General features: G+C 64.0%; 19 protein-coding genes. 18 read left to right on the top strand and 1 reads right to left on the bottom strand.

The features are described 5' to 3' along the window. Positions 1-62: 62 nt before the first annotated feature. From scpB to AC3A84_RS14560, 18 genes are all read left to right on the top strand, one after another. Complete coding sequence (scpB, locus tag AC3A84_RS14645) at positions 63-776, top strand: SMC-Scp complex subunit ScpB (protein ID WP_487970642.1); 714 nt, start codon at positions 63-65, stop codon at positions 774-776. Then, entirely contained in the window at positions 773-2044 is a 1272-nt protein-coding gene (locus AC3A84_RS14640) for a pseudouridine synthase (RefSeq protein ID WP_487970640.1), read from the top strand. The genes scpB and AC3A84_RS14640 overlap by 4 nt, the downstream gene beginning before the upstream one ends. Before the next feature lie 87 nt (positions 2045-2131). Further along, positions 2132-2557, top strand: a complete 426-nt coding sequence (gene ndk / locus AC3A84_RS14635) for a nucleoside-diphosphate kinase (RefSeq protein WP_092942234.1) — start codon at positions 2132-2134, stop codon at positions 2555-2557. Positions 2558-2656: 99 nt separating this feature from the next. Next, complete coding sequence (gene rlmN, locus AC3A84_RS14630; RefSeq protein WP_487970637.1) at positions 2657-3778, top strand: dual-specificity RNA methyltransferase RlmN; 1122 nt, start codon at positions 2657-2659, stop codon at positions 3776-3778. Between the two features lie 31 nt (positions 3779-3809). After that, positions 3810-4643 carry a type IV pilus biogenesis/stability protein PilW gene (pilW, locus tag AC3A84_RS14625; protein WP_487970635.1) on the top strand — a complete coding sequence of 278 codons (834 nt, stop codon included), beginning with the start codon at positions 3810-3812 and terminating at the stop codon, positions 4641-4643. A gap of 19 nt (positions 4644-4662) precedes the next feature. Beyond that, a complete protein-coding gene (locus tag AC3A84_RS14620; RefSeq protein ID WP_487970633.1) occupies positions 4663-5601 on the top strand; it encodes a helix-turn-helix domain-containing protein in 939 nt (312 codons plus the stop codon). Next, the gene (gene ispG / locus AC3A84_RS14615; RefSeq protein ID WP_487970631.1) at positions 5602-6885 is read left to right on the top strand and encodes a flavodoxin-dependent (E)-4-hydroxy-3-methylbut-2-enyl-diphosphate synthase; all 1284 of its coding nucleotides are present in this window, start codon (positions 5602-5604) and stop codon (positions 6883-6885) included. Between the two features lie 154 nt (positions 6886-7039). Next, the gene (hisS, locus tag AC3A84_RS14610; protein ID WP_487971050.1) at positions 7040-8299 is read left to right on the top strand and encodes a histidine--tRNA ligase; all 1260 of its coding nucleotides are present in this window, start codon (positions 7040-7042) and stop codon (positions 8297-8299) included. A 12-nt stretch (positions 8300-8311) separates the two neighbouring features. Beyond that, the gene (locus AC3A84_RS14605) at positions 8312-8998 is read left to right on the top strand and encodes a YfgM family protein (protein ID WP_487970629.1); all 687 of its coding nucleotides are present in this window, start codon (positions 8312-8314) and stop codon (positions 8996-8998) included. Beyond that, positions 8995-10146, top strand: a complete 1152-nt coding sequence (bamB, locus tag AC3A84_RS14600) for an outer membrane protein assembly factor BamB (protein WP_487970627.1) — start codon at positions 8995-8997, stop codon at positions 10144-10146. Before AC3A84_RS14605 ends, bamB begins: the two co-directional genes overlap by 4 nt. An 11-nt stretch (positions 10147-10157) precedes the next feature. Further along, positions 10158-11501 carry a ribosome biogenesis GTPase Der gene (der, locus tag AC3A84_RS14595; RefSeq protein ID WP_487970625.1) on the top strand — a complete coding sequence of 448 codons (1344 nt, stop codon included), beginning with the start codon at positions 10158-10160 and terminating at the stop codon, positions 11499-11501. 100 nt (positions 11502-11601) lie between these two features. Beyond that, positions 11602-11853: an RNA chaperone Hfq gene (gene hfq, locus AC3A84_RS14590; RefSeq protein ID WP_487970623.1), complete on the top strand. Its 252-nt coding sequence runs from the start codon at positions 11602-11604 to the stop codon at positions 11851-11853. Positions 11854-11911: 58 nt separating this feature from the next. Beyond that, on the top strand, positions 11912-13090 hold the full coding sequence (gene hflX, locus AC3A84_RS14585) for a GTPase HflX (RefSeq protein ID WP_487970621.1): 1179 nt from the start codon (positions 11912-11914) through the stop codon (positions 13088-13090). Between the two features lie 53 nt (positions 13091-13143). Continuing rightward, on the top strand, positions 13144-14529 hold the full coding sequence (hflK, locus tag AC3A84_RS14580) for an FtsH protease activity modulator HflK (RefSeq protein ID WP_487970619.1): 1386 nt from the start codon (positions 13144-13146) through the stop codon (positions 14527-14529). Between the two features lie 9 nt (positions 14530-14538). Next, positions 14539-15435 (top strand): protease modulator HflC, encoded by an 897-nt coding sequence (gene hflC, locus AC3A84_RS14575; protein WP_487970617.1) that lies wholly within the window; start codon positions 14539-14541, stop codon positions 15433-15435. A 296-nt stretch (positions 15436-15731) separates the two neighbouring features. Continuing rightward, positions 15732-16880 carry an ATP phosphoribosyltransferase regulatory subunit gene (locus tag AC3A84_RS14570; RefSeq protein WP_487970615.1) on the top strand — a complete coding sequence of 383 codons (1149 nt, stop codon included), beginning with the start codon at positions 15732-15734 and terminating at the stop codon, positions 16878-16880. A 29-nt stretch (positions 16881-16909) separates the two neighbouring features. Then, entirely contained in the window at positions 16910-18286 is a 1377-nt protein-coding gene (locus tag AC3A84_RS14565; protein WP_487970613.1) for an adenylosuccinate synthase, read from the top strand. Positions 18287-18346: 60 nt separating this feature from the next. After that, positions 18347-18871, top strand: a complete 525-nt coding sequence (locus AC3A84_RS14560; RefSeq protein WP_092942271.1) for a phosphoribosyltransferase — start codon at positions 18347-18349, stop codon at positions 18869-18871. 7 nt (positions 18872-18878) lie between these two features. Here the strand turns inward: AC3A84_RS14560 and AC3A84_RS14555 are convergent. After that, positions 18879-19081, bottom strand: a 203-nt coding sequence (locus AC3A84_RS14555) for a hypothetical protein (protein ID WP_487970611.1), incomplete at its 5' end; no start/stop codon positions are given.

The raw sequence follows: 19081 nt of genomic DNA, 5'->3' as shown, positions 1-19081 counted from the left end.
GTGCTTATCGTTGGCGTGATGCCGCGACGCGTTGCGCTATCTCTCCGGGACTGCTGAAAATCATGAATACGGTGGATGCGAAAAGGGTTCTTGAAACCGCCCTGATCTGTGCGCCCCAGCCCGTGACGGTGCGCGAGTTGCGCAGCTTGTTCGACGACGCCTTGGGCGCCGACACGCTGAAGGCGCTTCTGATGGAGCTGCAGCAGGACTGGACGCAGCGCGGTGTCGAGCTGGTGCAGGTCGCATCCGGCTGGCGCTTCCAGAGCCGGCCCGAGATGCGCCAGTACCTGGACCGGCTGCACCCCGAAAAGCCGCCGCGCTACACCCGTGCGGCGCTGGAGACGCTGGCGATCATCGCCTACCGCCAGCCGGTGACGCGGGGCGACATCGAGGACGTGCGGGGCGTGACGGTCAACAGCCTGATCATCAAGCAGTTGGAGGACCGGGGCTGGGTCGAGGTGATCGGCCACCGGGAAACCGTAGGCCGGCCCGCGCTTTTCGCCACCACCCGCCAGTTCCTCGATGACCTGGGGCTGCAGTCTTTGGACCAGCTGCCAGTGCTGGACGATTCCGCGGTGCAGACCAGCATGTTCGATGCGCTGGGGCTGGTGGAATCGCCGGAGCCGCCGCCTGCGGACGAGCAGGTCGATCCGGCCGAGCAGGACGATCGCGCCGAAGTGGCGCAGGCCCCGCAGGCCGCGATGGAAGAAACAACGCCGGATCACGCCGGCGGGGCAACGTCCCCGGACGTGGACGCAACAGGAAAACCGATATGAACGACGACGCTCAACAAGACGAACCGGCCGGCGCGCCGGACGACGCATCCGGCGCGAAGCGCCGCGCGCCCGCTCGCAAGACAGCCGGTGCACGCGCCCCGGCACGCAAGACGGCGGCCCCGCACCAGGGCTACGGCTTTGCCGACGTGGTGTCGGGCCAGCTGGACGAAGACGACGCCAGCGCCGATCTGTCCACGCCTAAGCGGGTGCTGCAGCCCCAGGTCGAAACGCCCAAGCTGCACAAGGTGCTGGCCCAAGCCGGCCTGGGCTCGCGCCTGGAGATGGAGCAGCTCATTCTGGAAGGGCGCATCTCGGTCAACAACGAGCCTGCGCACGTCGGCCAGCGCGTGCAGCACGGCGACCAGGTCAAGGTCAACGGCAAGCCCATCCGCTACCGGATCGACCCGCCGCCGCCACGCGTCATCGCCTATCACAAGCCTGTGGGCGAAGTGGTCACCCATGACGATCCGCAGAACCGGCCCACCGTGTTCCGCAAGCTGCCCCGCCTGATGCAGGGCAAGTGGCAGTCGGTGGGGCGGCTCGACCTCAACACCGAAGGCCTGCTGCTGCTGACCAGCTCGGGCGAGCTGGCCAATCAGCTGATGCACCCCCGTTTCGGGCTGGAGCGCGAATACGCCGTGCGCGTGCTGGGCGCCCTGAGCAACGAGGAAAAGCAGCGCCTGCTCGACGGCGTTCAGCTGGAAGATGGCGTGGCGTCGTTCGGCTCCATCGAAGATGGCGGCGGCGAAGGCTCCAACTGCTGGTACCGCGTGACCATCTCGGAAGGGCGCAACCGCGAAGTGCGCCGCATGCTGGAAGCCGTGGGTCATGCAGTCAGCCGGCTCATTCGCATTCGCTACGGCGCGATGATGCTGCCGCGCGGCCTCAAGCGCGGCGCGTGGATGGAGCTCGACGAGCGCGATATCCGTGCTCTGGTGAATGCGGCCGGCGCCGGTGCCGGCCGCCCACGTGCCGCTGGCGGCGAAGCCGCGGCCGAGGCGCCCGTGCGGCGCGAGCGTGCCGCCGCTGCGCGCGGCCCACAGTCGCGCAATTCCGCTGGCGGCGCAAGTGGCCGGGCCGCCGCGCCCAAGCGCGGTGCCGTTGGTGGCGCCCGGGGCAAGGGCGCCGGTGGCGCTTCGCCCAAGGGTGGCGCGGGTCAGCCTGATCCGATGAAGACCTCCGTGGGCTACATCGGCGGCGACAGCCTGCAGCGCCAGCGCCAGGACCGCAAGCGCACTGGGGCGGCTCCTCGCCGGGGAACCCGGTAGGGTCATGCCCACGGGCTAGAATCAAGGGCTTTGCCCCTCGGGGCAAACAAAGAACGCAATATTTTCATTCCAAGCAGGAACAAGACCATGGCCATCGAACGCACCCTCTCCATCATCAAGCCCGACGCCGTTGCTAAGAACGTCATCGGCCAGATCTACGCTCGCTTCGAAGCCGCCGGCCTGAAGGTTGTGGCCGCCCGCATGGCTCACCTCTCGCGCCGCGAAGCCGAGCAGTTCTACGCGGTTCACAAGGAACGCCCGTTCTTCAACGACCTGGTGGAATTCATGATCTCCGGCCCGGTGATGATCCAGGCTCTGGAAGGCGAAAACGCCATCCTGAAGAACCGTGAACTTATGGGCGCCACGGACCCCAAGAAGGCCGACGCCGGCACCATCCGCGCTGACTTCGCCGACAGCATCGACGCCAACGCCGTCCACGGCTCCGACGCTCCTGAAACGGCCGCCGTCGAAGTCGCGTTCTTCTTCCCCGGCCTGAACGTTTATTCCCGCTGAAGCGGCAACGCCGCCGGCAAGGCCTGGAGCCCCTGCGCTTCGGCCCCGGCAGGCGGCGATGCATGGCGCGCTCCGGCGGCCATCAGCCTGGATCACGCCATGAGCACGAACCTTCTCGATTTCGACCTCGACGGCCTGGCTGCTTTCTGCGAGCGGCTGGGTGAGAAGCGTTTCCGCGCCACCCAGCTCTTTCGCTGGATCCATCAGCGCGGCGCCAGCGAGTTCGACGCGATGAGCGACCTCGCGAAGTCGCTGCGCGAAAAGCTCAAGGGCGTGGCCGTTGTGACGGGCCTGCCGGTCATCAGCGAACATGTGTCCGCTGACGGCACCGTCAAGTGGCTCTTCGACGTGGGCGACGGCAACGCCGTCGAATCCGTATTCATTCCTGAAGATGACCGTGGCACCCTGTGCGTTTCTTCGCAGGCGGGTTGCGCCGTGGGCTGCCGGTTCTGTTCCACCGGCCATCAAGGTTTCAGCCGCAATCTGACGACCGGCGAGATCGTCGCCCAGCTCTGGTTCGCCGAGCACGCGCTGCGAGCGCGCATGGGTACGTCCGAGCGCGTGATCTCCAATGTCGTGATGATGGGCATGGGCGAGCCCCTGCAGAACTACGGCGCCCTGGTGCCCGCTCTGCGGGCGATGCTGGACGATCACGGCTACGGCCTGTCGCGCCGGCGCGTGACCGTGTCCACCTCGGGCGTCGTTCCGATGATGGATCGCCTGGCCCAGGATTGCCCGGTGGCCCTCGCGGTATCGCTGCATGCCCCCAACGATGCGCTGCGCGACAACCTGGTCCCGCTGAACCGCAAATACCCGATCAGCGAGCTGCTGGAAACCTGCAACCGCTATCTGGAGCACGCGCCGCGCGACTTCATCACTTTCGAATACTGCATGCTCGACGGGGTGAACGATCAGCCCGAGCATGCGCTGCAACTGATCGAACTGGTGCGCCAGCATGCCGGCAAGGGCGTGTGGTGCAAGTTCAACCTGATCCCCTTCAACCCCTTTCCCGCTTCCGGTCTGCTGCGCTCTCCCCCTCAGCAAGTGTCGGCTTTTGCCAAGTTGCTGAGCGATGCGGGTATCGTCACGACCGTGCGCAAGACGCGTGGGGACGACATCGATGCAGCGTGCGGCCAGCTCGCCGGGGACGTCAAGGATCGCACCCGCGCGTCCGAGCGCATGGCCAAGCAGCGCGTGATCGCGCTCAAGCCGGTGTCTTAGTCGGAATGCATCTCACATCAAGGGGGCGGGCATGACGTTTTCGTGGGCGCTGTGGCGCCGCTGGGGTGCCGCAACGGGCATCTATCTGGTCTGCGCGTACCTGCTCGCCGGGTGCGCCAACGCACCAGGGGCAGCTTCCGCGTCCGCTTCCTCGGCATCCGATCCCATCGTCACGCCATCCGACGAGTCCGAAACCCGCCGCCGCGCGCGCATCCGACTCGAACTGGCTGCCAGTTATCTGCAGCGCGGCCAAACCACCGTGGCGCTCGACGAGGTCAAGCAGTCCGTCGCCATCGACCCGACCTTTGCCGACGCCCAACACTTGATGGCCTTGGTGTACATGCGGCTGGGCAACCTCGATCAGGCCGAAGACAGCCTGCGGCGTGCCCAATCCCTGAAGCCGGGTGACCCGGACATCATGCACAACTACGGCTGGCTTCAATGCCAGCGCCAACGCTATGCCGATGCCGAACAGTGGTTCGAACGCGCGCTGGCCGTCCCCACATACCCATCGCGCAGCCGCACGCTGATGTCGCAGGGCGTCTGCCTGGAGCGTGCCGGAGATCTGGTGCGTGCCGAGCAGGCGCTTTCCAAGGCCTACGAAATGGATGCCGGCAACCCGGTCATAGGCTACTACCTCGCCGCCTTGAAGTTCCGAAGGGGCGATATCAAGCAGGCCCAGTTCTATGTACGGCGAGTGAACAATGGCGAGTTCTCCACCGCGGAGTCGCTCTGGCTGGGCATCAAGGTGGAGCGCGCTTTGAAGGAGCCGATGGCGATGCGCCAGTTAGGCGATCAGCTGCGCAGGCGATTCCCCGATTCCCGTGAGTTGCTGGCATATGAGCGAGGCACGTTCGATGAGTGAGATGGTGGAAGCAGAAAACATGAATTCCTTGGGCGCTCAGCCCGTAGCGGGCGGCATCACCGCCGGAGCGCTGCTGCGCCAAGCGAGGCAGGCTGCAGGCGTGCATGTGGCTGCGCTGGCGGTGGCGCTCAAGGTGCCGGCGCACAAGCTGGAAGCGCTGGAGGAGGACCGCTACGACACGTTCACCGACGTGGTGTTCCTGCGGGCCCTCGCGTCCAGCGTTTGCCGTACGCTGAAGGTGGATGCGGCCCCGGTTCTGGCCCTGTTGCCGACGAGCTCGGCGCCTAGGTTGTCCGTGGATCACGGCATCAATGCCTCTTTCAAGGACGGCAGCGCGCGCGCATTGGGTGCCGGTGGCTCCGCCATCTCCCGTTCCGTCATCGGCGTGGTGCTGGTCTTGCTGCTGGCCGCCCTCGCCATGGTCTTCGTGCCGCGCGCGGTGGAGCAGTCCGCATCGGCGGGCAAGCCGGCCTCGACGCAGGCGAGTGCCGTCTCGGAGCTCCCCGCTGCGGCGCCGGCCGAGGCCGCTTCCAGCTCCGTGGCGGCCGTGGTTGCGCCTTTGCCTCAGACTGCGGTCGTCGCGCCGGCCCCAGCCCCGACGCCCACCCCGACCACAACCGCGGCTTCCGTGCCGGCTGTAGCGGCTGCCGCCCCTATCGCCGGTTCGTCGCCTCTGGCCGCATCCAGCCAGCTCTCGTCCGTGCCGACGGTGCCTGCTGACGATGGCCCATTGGTGATCACTGCAAGCGGGACCTCCTGGGTGCAGGTGCGCAGCCTTTCGGGGGGCGGTACCACGCAAAAGACATTGACCGCTGGCGACAAGCTGGTGGCGCCGGGCTCGCCGCCATGGGCTGTGGTGATCGGCAAGGCCGACGCCACTACCGTGACGGTGCGTGGCAAGCCCATGGACCTGACCAGCATTGCGCGCGAGAACGTCGCGCGGTTCGAGGTGAAATAAGTGAACCACGAAACAACCGCCGCTCCCATCGCCATCGCATCTCCGCTGCCCCGGCGCACACGCCAGGCGCGCGTCGTCTGGGGCTCTCGTGTGGTGACCGTCGGCGGCGATGCGCCTGTGCGCGTGCAGTCCATGACGAACACCGACACGGTCGATGCCATCGGCACCGCCATCCAGGTCAAGGAACTGGCCCAGGCGGGTTCCGAGTTCGTGCGCATTACGGTCAACACGCCCGAGGCCGCCGCCGCGGTGCCTTACATCCGAGAGCAGCTTGACCGCATGGGTGAAACCGTACCTCTGGTCGGTGACTTCCATTACAACGGCCATCGCCTGCTGACGGACTACCCCGACTGCGCGCAAGCTCTCTCCAAATACCGCATCAATCCCGGCAATGTGGGCAAGGGCGACAAGCGCGACCGCCAGTTCGGCCAGATGATCGAAGCCGCGATGCGCTGGGACAAGGCCGTGCGCATCGGCGTCAACTGGGGCAGCCTCGACCAGGAACTGCTGGCCCAACTTATGGACGAAAACAGTCGCCGCGCCGTGCCCTGGGATGCACGGCAGGTAATGTACGAGGCTCTTATCACCTCGGCCGTCGAATCGGCCCGCCGTGCCGAAGCCATGGGTCTGGACGGCAATCAGATCATCCTCTCGTGCAAGGTCAGCGGCGTGCAGGACCTGATCTCCGTTTATCGCGAACTAGCGCGGCGCAGCGACTACGCCCTGCACCTGGGCCTGACCGAGGCCGGCATGGGCACCAAGGGTACGGTGGCTTCGGCCGCGGCGCTGTCCGTGCTGCTGCAAGAGGGCATCGGCGACACCATCCGTGTGTCGCTCACGCCCCAGCCGGGCGAAGCCCGCACGCAGGAGGTGGTGGTGGCTTCCGAGCTGCTGCAGGCATTGGGCATGCGGGCCTATGTGCCGAGCGTGACGGCCTGCCCCGGCTGCGGCCGCACCACCAGTACCACCTTCCAGGAGCTGGCCAAGCAGATCGATGATCACCTGCGTTCGCAGATGCCGGTGTGGCGCGTACGTTACCCGGGCGTCGAGAAGCTCAAGGTCGCGGTCATGGGCTGTATCGTCAACGGCCCCGGTGAGAGCAAGCATGCCGACATTGGCATCAGCCTGCCCGGCACAGGCGAAGCGCCTGCCGCTCCCGTGTTCATCGACGGCGAAAAGGCTCTGACGCTGCGCGGCGACAACATCGCGCAAGAGTTCCATCAGCTGGTCGAGGACTACATCGCCAAGCGATTCGGCGGACGCCAGCCCGAGTCCGTCGCCTGACGCGCTGGCCGGCACCACGCCTTCGCCGCTCAGGCGGGGTAGGCCCGGCCCGAGCCGTTCGAATCATTCAACGAGAAATACCGTGAGCAACAACAAAGAGAACAACAAGGAAGCCGCATTGCCCAAGCCTCAGAAGTTGGTGGCGGTCAAGGGCATGAACGACATCCTGCCGCCGGAATCCGCGCGCTGGGAATGGCTAGAAGAGAAGGTGCGCAACCTGATGGAGCGCTATGCCTACCGCAACCTTCGCACGCCCATTGTGGAGCCCACGGCGCTCTTCGTGCGTGGGCTGGGTGAGGTGACCGACATCGTCGAAAAGGAGATGTATTCCTTCGAAGACCGCCTCAACGGCGAGCAATTGACCCTGCGCCCCGAATCCACTGCCGGCGTGGTGCGCGCGGTGGTGGAGCATTCCATGCTGTACGAAGGCGGCAAGCGTCTCTACTACATGGGGCCGATGTTCCGGCACGAGCGACCGCAGCGGGGACGCTATCGCCAGTTCCACCAGATCGGCGCTGAAGCCCTGGGCTTTCCGGGCGCCGAGGTGGACGCGGAACTCATTCTGCTGGCCGATGCCCTGTGGAAGGAACTGGGCCTCACCGATGTCCGGCTCGAACTCAACAGCCTGGGTCAGCCCGACGAGCGCAGAGCGCACCGCGCCGCCCTGATCGCCTATCTGGAAGCGCATGCCGACCAGCTGGACGAGGAGGCGCGCCGGCGGCTGCACACCAACCCTCTGCGCATTCTCGATACCAAGAACCCTGCGATGCAGGCCTTGGTGGAGGCCGCACCCAAGCTCATCGACTTCCTCGGCGACGACTCACTGCTTCACCTGGACCGTGTCAAGGCGATCCTGGATGCGAACGGCGTGGCTTGGCGCATCAATCCGCGCCTGGTGCGCGGCATGGACTACTACAACCTCACGGTGTTCGAGTTCATCACTGACCGGCTGGGCTCGCAGGGCACCATCTGCGGCGGCGGCCGTTACGACTATCTGATCGAGCAGGTGGGGGGCAAGCCCGCGCCGGCCGTGGGCTGGGCCTTGGGAGTGGAGCGCGTGCTCGAATTGCTGAAAGAGCAGGGCACCGCGCCCCGTGAGCTAGTTCCCGATGTGTACGCGGTCGTGCAGGATGTTGACTCGATGCCTGCAGCGATGGCCACTCTGCAGCAGCTGCGGGCGCTGGGCGTGAGGGTGCAGATGCAGCCTTCCGCGGCCGAGGGCATGGCGAGTCTGAAGTCCCAGTTCAAGAAGGCGGACGCGAGCGGCAGCCCCTATGCCCTGGTGTTCGCTGGCGATGAGCTGGCGCGCGGCGCTGTCCTCGTCAAGTCGCTGCGCGATGGCAGTGGCGCGCAGGTCGAGCGCCCCCTGTCCAGCCTGGCCGAATGGGCCGGCACCCTACAATCGATCCGCTGAACACACCACATCATGGCAAACCATTTCGACCTCGAAGAACAAGAGCAGCTGGACCAGATCAAGCACTTCTGGAACACCTGGGGCACCCTCATTAGCAGCGTGCTGATCGTGGTGTTCGGTGCGATCGCCACCTGGAACGGCTATCAGTACTGGCAGAACCGCCAGGCATCCCAGGCTGCGGCTCTCGCCGACGCCATGGATTCGGCCGTGGCCTCCGCCGATACGGCCCGCATCGAGCAGGTCTTTTCGGACATGAAGTCGCGCTATGGCGGTACGGTCCAGGCCGCACAGGCTGGGCTTCTCTCTGCCAAGGCGCTCGTCGATGCCGGAAAGCTGGATTCCGCCAAGACTGAGTTGACCTGGTTGGCACAAAACGCATCCGACGAGGGCTACAAGGCCCTGGCCCGCCTGCGGCTGGCGGGGGTGCTGATCGACGAGAAGGCTTACGACGAAGCCATGAAGCAGCTGTCCGGCTCGGTGCCGGCAGGTTTTGATGCGGCGTTTGCCGATCGCAAGGGCGACGTACTGGCACTGCAGGGCAAGAAGGCTGATGCCACGGCCGAGTATCAGCGTGCCTACAAGGCCTTCGAAGATCGTGTGGATTACCGTCGCTTGGTGGAGGTGAAGCTGAATGCCCTCGGGGCATCGGTGCCGCAGCAGTCCGTGGCAGTCGCCACGTCATCCGGAGGTGTTCAATGATGGGTCGTCTGATGGCGATGAAGCGGCCTTTGGTCGGTGGCTTCCTGTTGGCCGGTGCTGTGCTGTTGACCGGCTGCTCTCTGTGGGGTGGCTCTTCCAAGCCCAAGCCTTTAGACCTGGGGCCCAACGTGCCGATTCTGGGTGTGCGCCAGGCGTGGACAGCCAAGATCGGTCCGACGGCTGGCCTGCCGCTCGAGGTGCACGTCAACGGCAATGCGGTGACTGTGGCATCTGCCGACGGAACCGTGGCGGCGATCGATGCGCGCACGGGCGGCGACATCTGGCGCGTATCTCTGGGGGAGCCCCTGTCCGCCGGCGTGGGTAGCGATGGCAAGTGGACGGCCGTAGTCACGCAGAAGAACGACGTCGTCGTGCTGGCGAACGCGCGAGAACTATGGCGTCAGACCCTGCAGGCGCAGTCTTATACGCCACCTCTCGTTGCGGGCAATCGTGTTTTCGTTCTGGAGGCCAATCGTTCCGTTGCCGCGTTCGATGCGGCGACCGGCCAGCGGCTCTGGAGTCAGCAGCGTTCTGGCGATCCTCTCGTCCTGCGCCAGCATGGCGTGCTGATCGCGGTGGGTGACACCCTGGTTGCGGGGCTCGGAGGACGGTTGGTGGGCTTCAACCCCGACAACGGCACCGTCCGCTGGGAGGCCCCGGTGGCCAGCTCGCGTGGCACCAACGATGTCGAGCGCCTCGTGGAGGTCATCGGCCGTACGAGCCGGGTGGGCGACGTGATCTGTGCGCGCGCCTTCCAGGCCGCGGTCGGCTGCGTGAATGCGCTACGTGGCAGCACGCTCTGGACTCAGACGGCCAACGGTGCCGAAGGCGTGGACGGAGACGATCAACTGGTCTTCGGCACTGAAAGCAACGGCACGGTCATCGCATGGAAGCGCCAGGATGGCGCGAAGGCATGGACTTCCGAGCGTCTGCAATACCGCAAGTTGTCCGCTCCCCTAGTGCTCGGCCGCTCCGTCGTTATTGGTGACGACTCCGGCTTGGTGCATTTGCTGTCTCGCGAAGACGGGGCCGCTCTGAACCGCCTGGCCACCGATGGATCGGGCGTGTCTGTCGGGCCCGTCGCGTCGGCCGACACCCTGGTCGTCGTCACCCGCAACGGTGGCATCTACGGCTTCCGCCCTCAATAACAAGCATAAGAATGAAGCCAGTCATCGCCCTCGTCGGGCGGCCCAATGTGGGCAAATCCACGCTGTTCAATCGGCTCACCAAGTCGCGGGATGCGATCGTCGCCGATTTCGCCGGCCTGACCCGAGATCGGCATTACGGCAATGGCAAGCAGGGCAAGCACGAGTACATCGTGATCGATACCGGGGGCTTCGAGCCAGATGCCTCTGCCGGTATCTACCGCGAGATGGCCAAGCAGACCCAGCAGGCCGTGGCTGAGGCCGACGTCGTCGTGTTTGTGGTCGATGCCCGCGCCGGTTTGTCGGCGCAGGATCACGACATCGCGAATTACCTGCGCAAGCTGGGCAAACCGTGCGTGCTCGTCGGCAATAAGGCCGAAGGCATGCTCGAAGGTGCGCAACTGGCGGAGTTCTACGAACTGGGCCTGGGCGAGGTTCACCCCGTTTCCGCGGCGCACGGCCAGGGCATTCGCAGTCTGGTGGAGCTCGCCCTCGCGCCGCTGCACCTGCCCGATCCTGACGAAGACGCCGATGAAGCGGATGCTGGCGTGATCCGCCTGGCCGTGGCGGGCCGCCCCAATGTGGGCAAGTCCACGCTGATCAATACCTGGCTGGGCGAAGAGCGACTCGTCGCCTTCGATATGCCCGGTACCACGCGCGATGCGATCTCGGTGCCGTTCGAGCGCCAAGGCCAGAAGTTCGAGCTGATCGATACCGCAGGACTGCGTCGCAAGGGCCGGGTGTTCGAGGCCATCGAGAAATTCTCTGTCGTCAAGACTTTGCAGGCAATCGAATCGGCGAACGTGGTGTTGCTTCTGCTCGATGCAACGCAGGGGGTGACCGACCAGGATGCCCACATCGCGGGCTACGTGCTGGAAAGCGGCCGAGCCGTCGTTTTGGCGGTGAACAAGTGGGATGCGGTCGATGACTACGGCCGGCAGATGCTCGAGCGCTCCATCGAGACGCGCCTCTCGTTCCTGAAGTTCGCTTCGCTGCACTTCATTTCCGCGAAAAAGCGGCAGGGCCTGGGGCCACTCTGGTCGTCCATCGCGCAGGCCCACAAGGCCGCCACCTGCAAGATGTCCACGCCCGTGTTGACCCGACTGCTGCTGGAGGCTGTGCAGTTCCAGAGCCCCAAGCGTTCGGGGATGTTTCGCCCCAAGCTGCGTTACGCGCATCAGGGCGGCATGAATCCGCCAGTGATCGTCATCCACGGCAACTCGCTGGAGCACGTCACGGATGCGTACAAGCGGTTCCTTGAGGGGCGGTTCCGGAAGGAATTCAATCTCGTCGGAACTCCTCTGCGCATCGAGATGAAGACATCTCACAATCCGTTTGCGGACAAGGACGATGCCTGATCGGCAGTCCATCGGAACCTAAGGCTTTGCGGCCAGGCGGGCCGCAGGGCTGTGGTATGGTGCAGTTTTACAACAACATTCGTTGAACACGGAGAATATCGTGAGCAATAAAGGCCAACTCTTGCAAGACCCGTTTCTGAACGCACTGCGTCGTGAGCATGTGCCGGTGTCCATCTATCTGGTCAATGGGATCAAGCTCCAGGGGCAGATCGAGTCGTTCGATCAGTACGTGGTGCTGCTTCGCAATACCGTGACGCAGATGGTTTACAAGCACGCGATTTCCACGATCGTTCCGGGGCGCGCCGTGAACTTCAATACGGCAGAAGCCAGCGAGAGCGACGCTGCTGCCTGATGTTGGCAAATTCGTCCTATTGGCTTATCTCTTTCTTGCCTTCTAGCTCCGCCTTGTCTTGAGTTCTCCCGATACTCCTGAGGTTTCTGCCACGCCCGTAGTTCTTGTGGGCGTTGATTTCGGGCTGCCCCATTTCGACGGGGAACTGGAAGAGTTGGGTCTGCTAGCGCAGACGGCCGGCCTCGATCCCGTGGCCCGGTTGACCTGCAAGCGCAAGGCGCCCGATGCGGCCTTATTCGTCGGTAGTGGCAAGGCTGACGAGATACGTATGCTCGCGCAGCTGCACGGTGCGAAAGAGGTGCTGTTCGATCAGGCGCTCAGCCCGGCACAACAGCGCAATCTCGAGCGCCAGCTCGAGATGCCGGTCAACGACCGTACATTGCTCATCCTGGAGATATTTGCGCAACGCGCTCGCAGCCATGAAGGCAAGCTGCAGGTGGAGTTGGCGAAGCTGCGTTACCTGAGTACGCGGCTTGTGCGCCGATGGTCCCACCTTGAGCGGCAGCGCGGTGGTATCGGGACCCGGGGCGGCCCGGGTGAAACGCAGATCGAACTGGATCGCCGCATGATCAATGAGGCGATAAAACGCACGCGTGAGCGTCTCGAGAAGGTCAAGCGCCAGCGTTCCACGCAGCGTCGCCAGCGTGAGCGGCGCGATACCTTCAATATCTCATTGGTGGGTTACACCAATGCGGGAAAGTCCACCCTGTTCAACGCCCTGGTGAAGGCTCGCGCCTATGCGGCCGATCAGTTGTTCGCCACGTTGGACACCACGACCCGGCAGCTTTATTTGGCAGAGGCCGAACAGTCGGTATCCCTTTCCGATACCGTCGGTTTCATTCGCGATCTGCCGCATGGTCTGGTGGATGCTTTTCAGGCCACGCTGCAGGAAGCCGTTGATGCGGATCTGCTGCTGCATGTCGTCGATGCCGCTAATCCCGGCTTTCCGGAACAGATCGCGCAGGTCCAGAAGGTGCTCGCGGAAATCGGCGCATCGGATGTTCCCCAACTGCTGGTTTTCAACAAGGTGGACGCCCTGGCGCCCGAGGCCCAGGCGAGCCAGCGGCAGGATAGCTACGAGTTGGACGGCATGCCGGTTCCTCGCATCTTCGTGAGCGCGCGCACCGGTGAAGGCCTGGCGCAGTTGCGGACGCAACTGGCTGCGACGTGCATTGCGGCCCGAGCGGACGGCATGACCCCTGGCGATACTGCTGAATTGACGGGCAGCGATGGCTGATTGGGCACAATGCCCGATCGGCTCCAGTCCTTAGAGAAACAGAGACTTTCCGCATGAATCTGCATCGACGCGCTCCCCGTTGGGCCCTGTTGCCCCAGCGTATCCGGGGAATGTTCAACTTAAACGACCCCCGCTGGGGGCGTGGCGACGACAAGAGCGAAGATGCCGGTCGCCCGGATTCCGATCCCCCTCCAGCGCAGCGTCCCCAAGGGCAGCGCGCTAAAGACCCGGGCAATGCGGGACAGCCACCGGATCTTGACGAACTCTGGCGGGATCTGAATCGCAAGCTAGGCGGCCTCTTCGGCGGCAAGAATGGTGGTGGCCGTGGCCCGACCGGGGGCGGTAGCGGCGGGTTCCAGCCGGACATGAAGAATGCAGGGGTGGGTGTCGCCCTGATCGCAGGGGTTGCCGTACTGATCTGGCTCGGCACGGGCTTCTTCATCGTCCAGGAAGGCCAGCAGGCGGTCATCACGCAGTTCGGCAAGTACAAGGGCACCGTGGGCGCCGGCTTCAACTGGCGCCTGCCGTACCCGATTCAGCGCCACGAGCTGGTGTTCGTCACGCAGATTCGCTCCGTCGACGTGGGACGTGACAGCGTGATCAAGAGCACGGGTCTGCGCGAGTCCGCCATGCTGACCGAAGACGAGAACATCGTCGAAATCAAGTTCGCGGTCCAGTACCGGCTGAGCGATGCACGCGCTTGGTTGTTCGAAAGCCGCAATCCTGCCGACACGGTGGTGCAAGTCGCTGAAACCGCTGTGCGTGAAGTCGTCGGCAAGATGCGCATGGACGCAGCGCTGGCGGACGAGCGCGATCAGATCGCCCCCCGCGTGCGCACGCTCATGCAGACCATTCTGGATCGCTACAAGATCGGTGTCGAAGTGGTGGGCATCAACCTGCAGCAGGGCGGGGTCCGTCCTCCCGAGCAGGTGCAAGCGGCCTTCGACGATGTGCTGAAAGCGGGGCAGGAGCGCGAGCGCGCCAAGAACGAGGCCCAGGCCTATGCCAATGACGTGATCCCGCGCGCTGTGGGTGCTGCGTCCCGTCTGAATGAGGAGGCCGCTGCTTACAAGGCCCGGATCGTCGCGCAGGCGCAGGGCGACGCGCAGCGTTTCAGCTCGGTGCTGACGGAGTACCAGAAGGCCCCTCAGGTGACCCGCGACCGCATGTATCTCGAATCCATGCAGCAGATGTACAGCAACGTGACCAAAGTTTTGGTGGATTCGCGCCAGGGCTCCAATCTCCTGTACCTTCCGCTGGACAAGATCATGCAAAGCGTTTCCCAGAACGTGTCGGGCACTACCGGAAGCGGTGGCGCCGTCGAGGCGCCGCCTGCGACCAGTTCCAGCGCTCCCGCGACGCCGCCGTCGTCGGCTGCCTTCCAGAATGATGCCCGCGTGCGTGACACCAGCCGCACGCGTGAGCGCGATGCCCGCTAGGAGTGAGTTGTGAATAGAGTCGGATTTATCGCTTCCACATTGCTGCTGGCGTTGGCCTTGCTGAGCTCCATGCTTTTCGTCGTCGACCAACGTCAATTCGGCGTGGTCTACGCACTGGGCCAGATTAAGGAGGTCATCACCGAGCCGGGCCTGAACTTCAAGCTGCCACCGCCGTTCCAGAATGTGCGTTACATCGACAAGCGGCTGCTGACCTTGGATAGCACCGACACCGAGTCGATGCTTACGGCCGAAAAGCAGCGCGTCGTCATCGACTGGTACGTGCGTTGGCGCATTTCGGACCCGCAGGAGTACATCCGCAATGTGGGACTGGACGAGAACGCCGGTGCGATCCAGCTGAACCGCGTGGTGCGCAATGCCTTTCAGGAGGAGGTAAACCGCCGGACGGTCAAGGATCTGCTCTCCGGCAAGCGTGAAGAGCTGATGGCGGAAGTCAAGCGCGAAGTGCTCGACACGGTGCGGGGCAGCAAGCCCTGGGGGGTGGATGTCGTCGATGTGCGCATCACCCGCATCGACTACGTTGAAGCTATCACGGAGTCCGTCTATCGACGGATGGAGGCCGAGCGCAAGCGGGTGGCCAATGAACTGCGATCCACGGGCGCCGCAGAAGGTGAAAAGATTCGCGCTGACGCAGACCGGCAGCGCGAGATCGCGATCGCCAATGCGTACCGCGACGCGCAGAAGGTCAAGGGTGCGGGGGACGCTGAAGCATCGCGTGTGTATGCCGACGCCTTTGGCCGCGATCCGCAGTTCGCTCAGTTCTATCGCAGTCTCGAAGCGTACAAATCTAGCTTCAACAAGAAGAGCGATGTGGTGATTGTCGATCCGTCTTCGTCCGAATTCTTCAAGGCCTATCGCGGCACGCCATCGGCGGCACCGCGAAACTGAAATCGGCCGGCCGGCCGGCCGGCCGGCCGGCTGGCCTCGCCGCACGAGCCCCCTCCGGTGGGCGGACTGCGAGGCCGGCTTGCGTGCTCTGCCACTGCGCTGGCACGCAGCTCGTAAGCCCTCCATTGGTGGTGTTCTGGTCGACGGCCCCCCCCGGCCGTGCGGGCCTTGTTGCGCGATGCCGGACCCGTTCACGTCCCCGGCTGTTTCGCTTTGAGGGTGTCCAGCGCTCGTCGGGGAGGCCTTTGCGAGCCGTACCCGGTAGAATCGCGTTTTTAACAGCTCCCCCATTTCTCATGTCTGCTTGGGTCCTGCCGGATCACATTGCTGATGTGCTGCCTTCCGAGGCGCGGCATATCGAAGAACTGCGCCGAGGGTTGCTCGATACGGCTTGTAGCTACGGCTATGAGTTGGTCATGCCTCCTCTGCTGGAGCATTTGGAGTCCTTGTTGACGGGCGCAGGCGAAGCGCTTGATCTGCAGACATTCAAACTGGTGGACCAGCTCTCTGGCCGCTCCATGGGCTTGCGTGCCGACACCACGCAGCAGGCTGCGCGTATTGACGCTCACCTCCTTAATCGCAAGGGGGTCAGCCGGCTGTGCTACTGCGGCCCGGTACTGCACACCCGTCCCGACAAACCGCATGCTACGCGCGAGCCGCTTCAGTTCGGCGCGGAAATCTACGGCCATGCCGGGCTGGAGGCTGACATAGAGAGCGTGCTTCTGGCGCTGGAATGCCTGGCCGTGGCCAACGTCGAGAACGTGAGCGTCGACCTTGCCGATGTGCGGATCGTGCGCAGCCTTTTGCAGCACGTGCCCAAGGAAGATTTCGACCTCGCGCGCATCCAGAACGCGCTGGCCGTCAAGGATTCCAGCGAGCTGGCTGATTTGACCAAGCAGTTGCCTGCAGCCTCGCGCGACGGCCTGCAGACGCTGCTGCGGTTGTACGGTGGCATTGATGTGTTGGACGAGGCCGAGCGCTTGCTGAGTGATTTCCCCGGCATCAAGCCGGTGCTGGCCGGGTTGCGCACTATCGCGTCGCGCCTCTCCTCGGCCCAGGTCACGGTGGATCTGGCTGATCTGCGCGGCTATGCCTATTACAGCGGAGCACGCTTCGCCATGTATGCGCCGGGAGCCAGCGACGCACTGGTGCGCGGTGGCCGCTACGACGAGGTGGGTGCGGCCTTCGGGCGCAACCGCCCGGCGGCGGGCTTCAGCCTGGACATCAAACAACTGGTGAGCGTGGTTTCGCCTCGAGCGCTCCGGGCCGCCGTCCGTGCGCCGTGGGGAGAGGGCGCTGAAGTCGAGTCGATGATCTCTGCGCTTCGTCGCCAGGGTGAGACGGTCGTCTGTGTCCTGCCGGGGCACGAAAGCGAAGTGGATGAATTCCTCTGTGACAGAGAGCTGTCGCACGTGAACGGGCAGTGGACCGTTCGTCCTATCTGAAGCATTTGAACAATGGAATCGGGTTTGAAATGAAAGCAAGCAAGGGTCGTAACGTCGTCGTGGTCGGAACCCAGTGGGGTGACGAAGGCAAGGGCAAGCTGGTGGATTGGCTCACCGAGAGTGCTCAGGGCGTCGTCCGTTTCCAGGGGGGCCATAACGCAGGCCACACGCTCGTCATCAATGGCGTCAAGACCGCCTTGCACCTGATCCCCAGCGGCATCATGCGCCCTGGGGTCAAGTGCTACATCGGCAATGGAGTCGTGCTGTCGGCGGCCAAGCTCTTCGAGGAAATCGAGGGGCTGGAGCGTGCCGGCGTGGATGTGCGCTCCCGGCTGCGAGTGAGCGAAGCCTGCCCGCTGATCCTGCCCTTCCATGCGGCACTGGACGTGGCACGTGAAGCTGCGCGCGAGCATGGCGGTGTGGAAAAGATCGGGACCACCGGCCGCGGCATCGGCCCTGCATATGAAGACAAGATTGCCCGCCGCGCGCTGCGCGTGCAGGACCTGAAGTATCCGGAGCGTTTCGCTGGCAAGCTGCGCGAACTCCTGGAACTGCACAACCATGTGCTGACCTCGTTCCTGCGCTCGGGTGAATTCGTGTTCCCGGAGGCGCTGCGCCCTTACCTGCACAACGGTGAGGTGCAGTTCGACGCTGTCTATTCCGAAGCGATGAAGCACGCGGAACTGCTCAAGCCGATGATGGCCGACGTGTCGCGTGAACTGAACGAGGCGCATCTGGCTGGCGATAACCTGCTGTTCGAAGGAGCCCAGGGCACGCTGCTGGATGTCGATCACGGCACCTACCCCTATGTCACGTCCAGCAACTGCGTGGCGGGCAACGCCGCTGCAGGCGCTGGCGTAGGCCCCAGTCTGCTTCACTACGTGCTGGGCATCACCAAGGCCTACTGCACCCGCGTGGGCGGTGGCCCGTTCCCTACCGAGCTGGAGTGGGAAAAGAAGGGTACGCCGGGCTATCACATGAGCACGGTGGGTGCCGAGAAGGGCGTCACCACCGGCCGCAGCCGCCGCTGCGGCTGGTTCGATGCCGCTTTGCTCAAACGCAGCGCGCAGGTGAACGGCCTGACCGGGTTGTGCATCACCAAGCTGGATGTACTGGACGGCCTGGAAGAGCTGAAGCTGTGCGTTGGCTATGAACTCGATGGCGCCAAGGTCGATCTGCTGCCCATGGGCGCTGAAGAGATCGCACGCTGCGTGCCCATCTATCAAAGCATGCCCGGCTGGACCGATTCCACCGTGGGCGTGACGCGCTATGACGAACTCCCCGTCAATGCACGGAAGTATCTCGAGCGCATCGAGGAAGTCACGGGCGTGCCCATCGCCATGATTTCCACCAGTCCCGATCGGGATCACACCATCCTCATGCACAACCCCTACCAGGTTGGCTGATGTTTTTGACGCCTGGCGCCCTATGTGCGGGCGCCAGGTGCTATGAATTTAGGAGTTTTCATGTTGACGGAAGACGGCAAGCATCTCTATGTGAGCTATGACGAGTACCACAGCCTTATCGAGAAGCTGGCCCTGAAGGTGCATCAGTCTGGTTGGGAGTTCGACACCATTCTGTGTCTGGCCAGAGGAGGTCTGCGCCCGGGTGACATCCTGAGCCGCATCTTCGACAAGCCCCTGGCCATCATGTCCACCAGTTCTTACCGCGCTGAAGCCGGTACGGTGCGTGGGCATCTCGATATCGCCCGCTTCATCACCACGCCCAAGGGCGAGATCGCTGGGCGCGTGCTTCTAGTCGATGATTTGGCGGACTCGGGTCACACCTTGAACGCAGTGATCTCGATGCTCAAGAGCAACTACTCTCCTATTAGTGAGTTGCGCAGTGCAGTGATCTGGACCAAGGGCCTGTCCACCTTCGTGCCGGACTACTCGGTCGAGTTTCTCCCGACCAACCCCTGGATCCACCAACCCTTCGAAGGCTATGACAGCCTGACGCCTGAGAAGCTTCTGGAGAAGTGGCGGGTCTGAAGATCCACTAAGCAGGTTGTTGGAAAAAGATTGCAGGAAACAACGCCAGGCCCCGATTCTTGTGTACACTAGCGGGCTTGGCGCAGCCGATGTCTCTTGAAGAGCTTTGGAGGTGTTGAGAAAAAAAGGTTGGTTTTGAGTTGCGACTGGTTGAAAAATCGGTGTAGAATTCAAGGCTTCGCTGGACGGGGTTGATTGCTGATGCGATCG

Source organism: Paracidovorax sp. (genome assembly GCF_057642795.1).
This window is presented reverse-complemented; position numbering and strand designations above follow the sequence as displayed.

Bases quoted from the DNA above. Each gene is read 5' to 3' on its own strand.
- scpB (WP_487970642.1), top strand. From the start codon at position 63: ATGAATACGGTGGATGCGAAAAGGGTTCTTGAAACCGCCCTGATCTGT.
- AC3A84_RS14640 (WP_487970640.1), top strand. From the start codon at position 773: ATGAACGACGACGCTCAACAAGACGAACCGGCCGGCGCGCCGGACGAC.
- ndk (WP_092942234.1), top strand. From the start codon at position 2,132: ATGGCCATCGAACGCACCCTCTCCATCATCAAGCCCGACGCCGTTGCT.
- rlmN (WP_487970637.1), top strand. From the start codon at position 2,657: ATGAGCACGAACCTTCTCGATTTCGACCTCGACGGCCTGGCTGCTTTC.
- pilW (WP_487970635.1), top strand. From the start codon at position 3,810: ATGACGTTTTCGTGGGCGCTGTGGCGCCGCTGGGGTGCCGCAACGGGC.
- AC3A84_RS14620 (WP_487970633.1), top strand. From the start codon at position 4,663: ATGAATTCCTTGGGCGCTCAGCCCGTAGCGGGCGGCATCACCGCCGGA.
- hisS (WP_487971050.1), top strand. From the start codon at position 7,040: ATGAACGACATCCTGCCGCCGGAATCCGCGCGCTGGGAATGGCTAGAA.
- AC3A84_RS14605 (WP_487970629.1), top strand. From the start codon at position 8,312: ATGGCAAACCATTTCGACCTCGAAGAACAAGAGCAGCTGGACCAGATC.
- bamB (WP_487970627.1), top strand. From the start codon at position 8,995: ATGATGGGTCGTCTGATGGCGATGAAGCGGCCTTTGGTCGGTGGCTTC.
- der (WP_487970625.1), top strand. From the start codon at position 10,158: ATGAAGCCAGTCATCGCCCTCGTCGGGCGGCCCAATGTGGGCAAATCC.
- hflK (WP_487970619.1), top strand. From the start codon at position 13,144: ATGAATCTGCATCGACGCGCTCCCCGTTGGGCCCTGTTGCCCCAGCGT.
- AC3A84_RS14570 (WP_487970615.1), top strand. From the start codon at position 15,732: ATGTCTGCTTGGGTCCTGCCGGATCACATTGCTGATGTGCTGCCTTCC.
- AC3A84_RS14565 (WP_487970613.1), top strand. From the start codon at position 16,910: ATGAAAGCAAGCAAGGGTCGTAACGTCGTCGTGGTCGGAACCCAGTGG.
- AC3A84_RS14560 (WP_092942271.1), top strand. From the start codon at position 18,347: ATGTTGACGGAAGACGGCAAGCATCTCTATGTGAGCTATGACGAGTAC.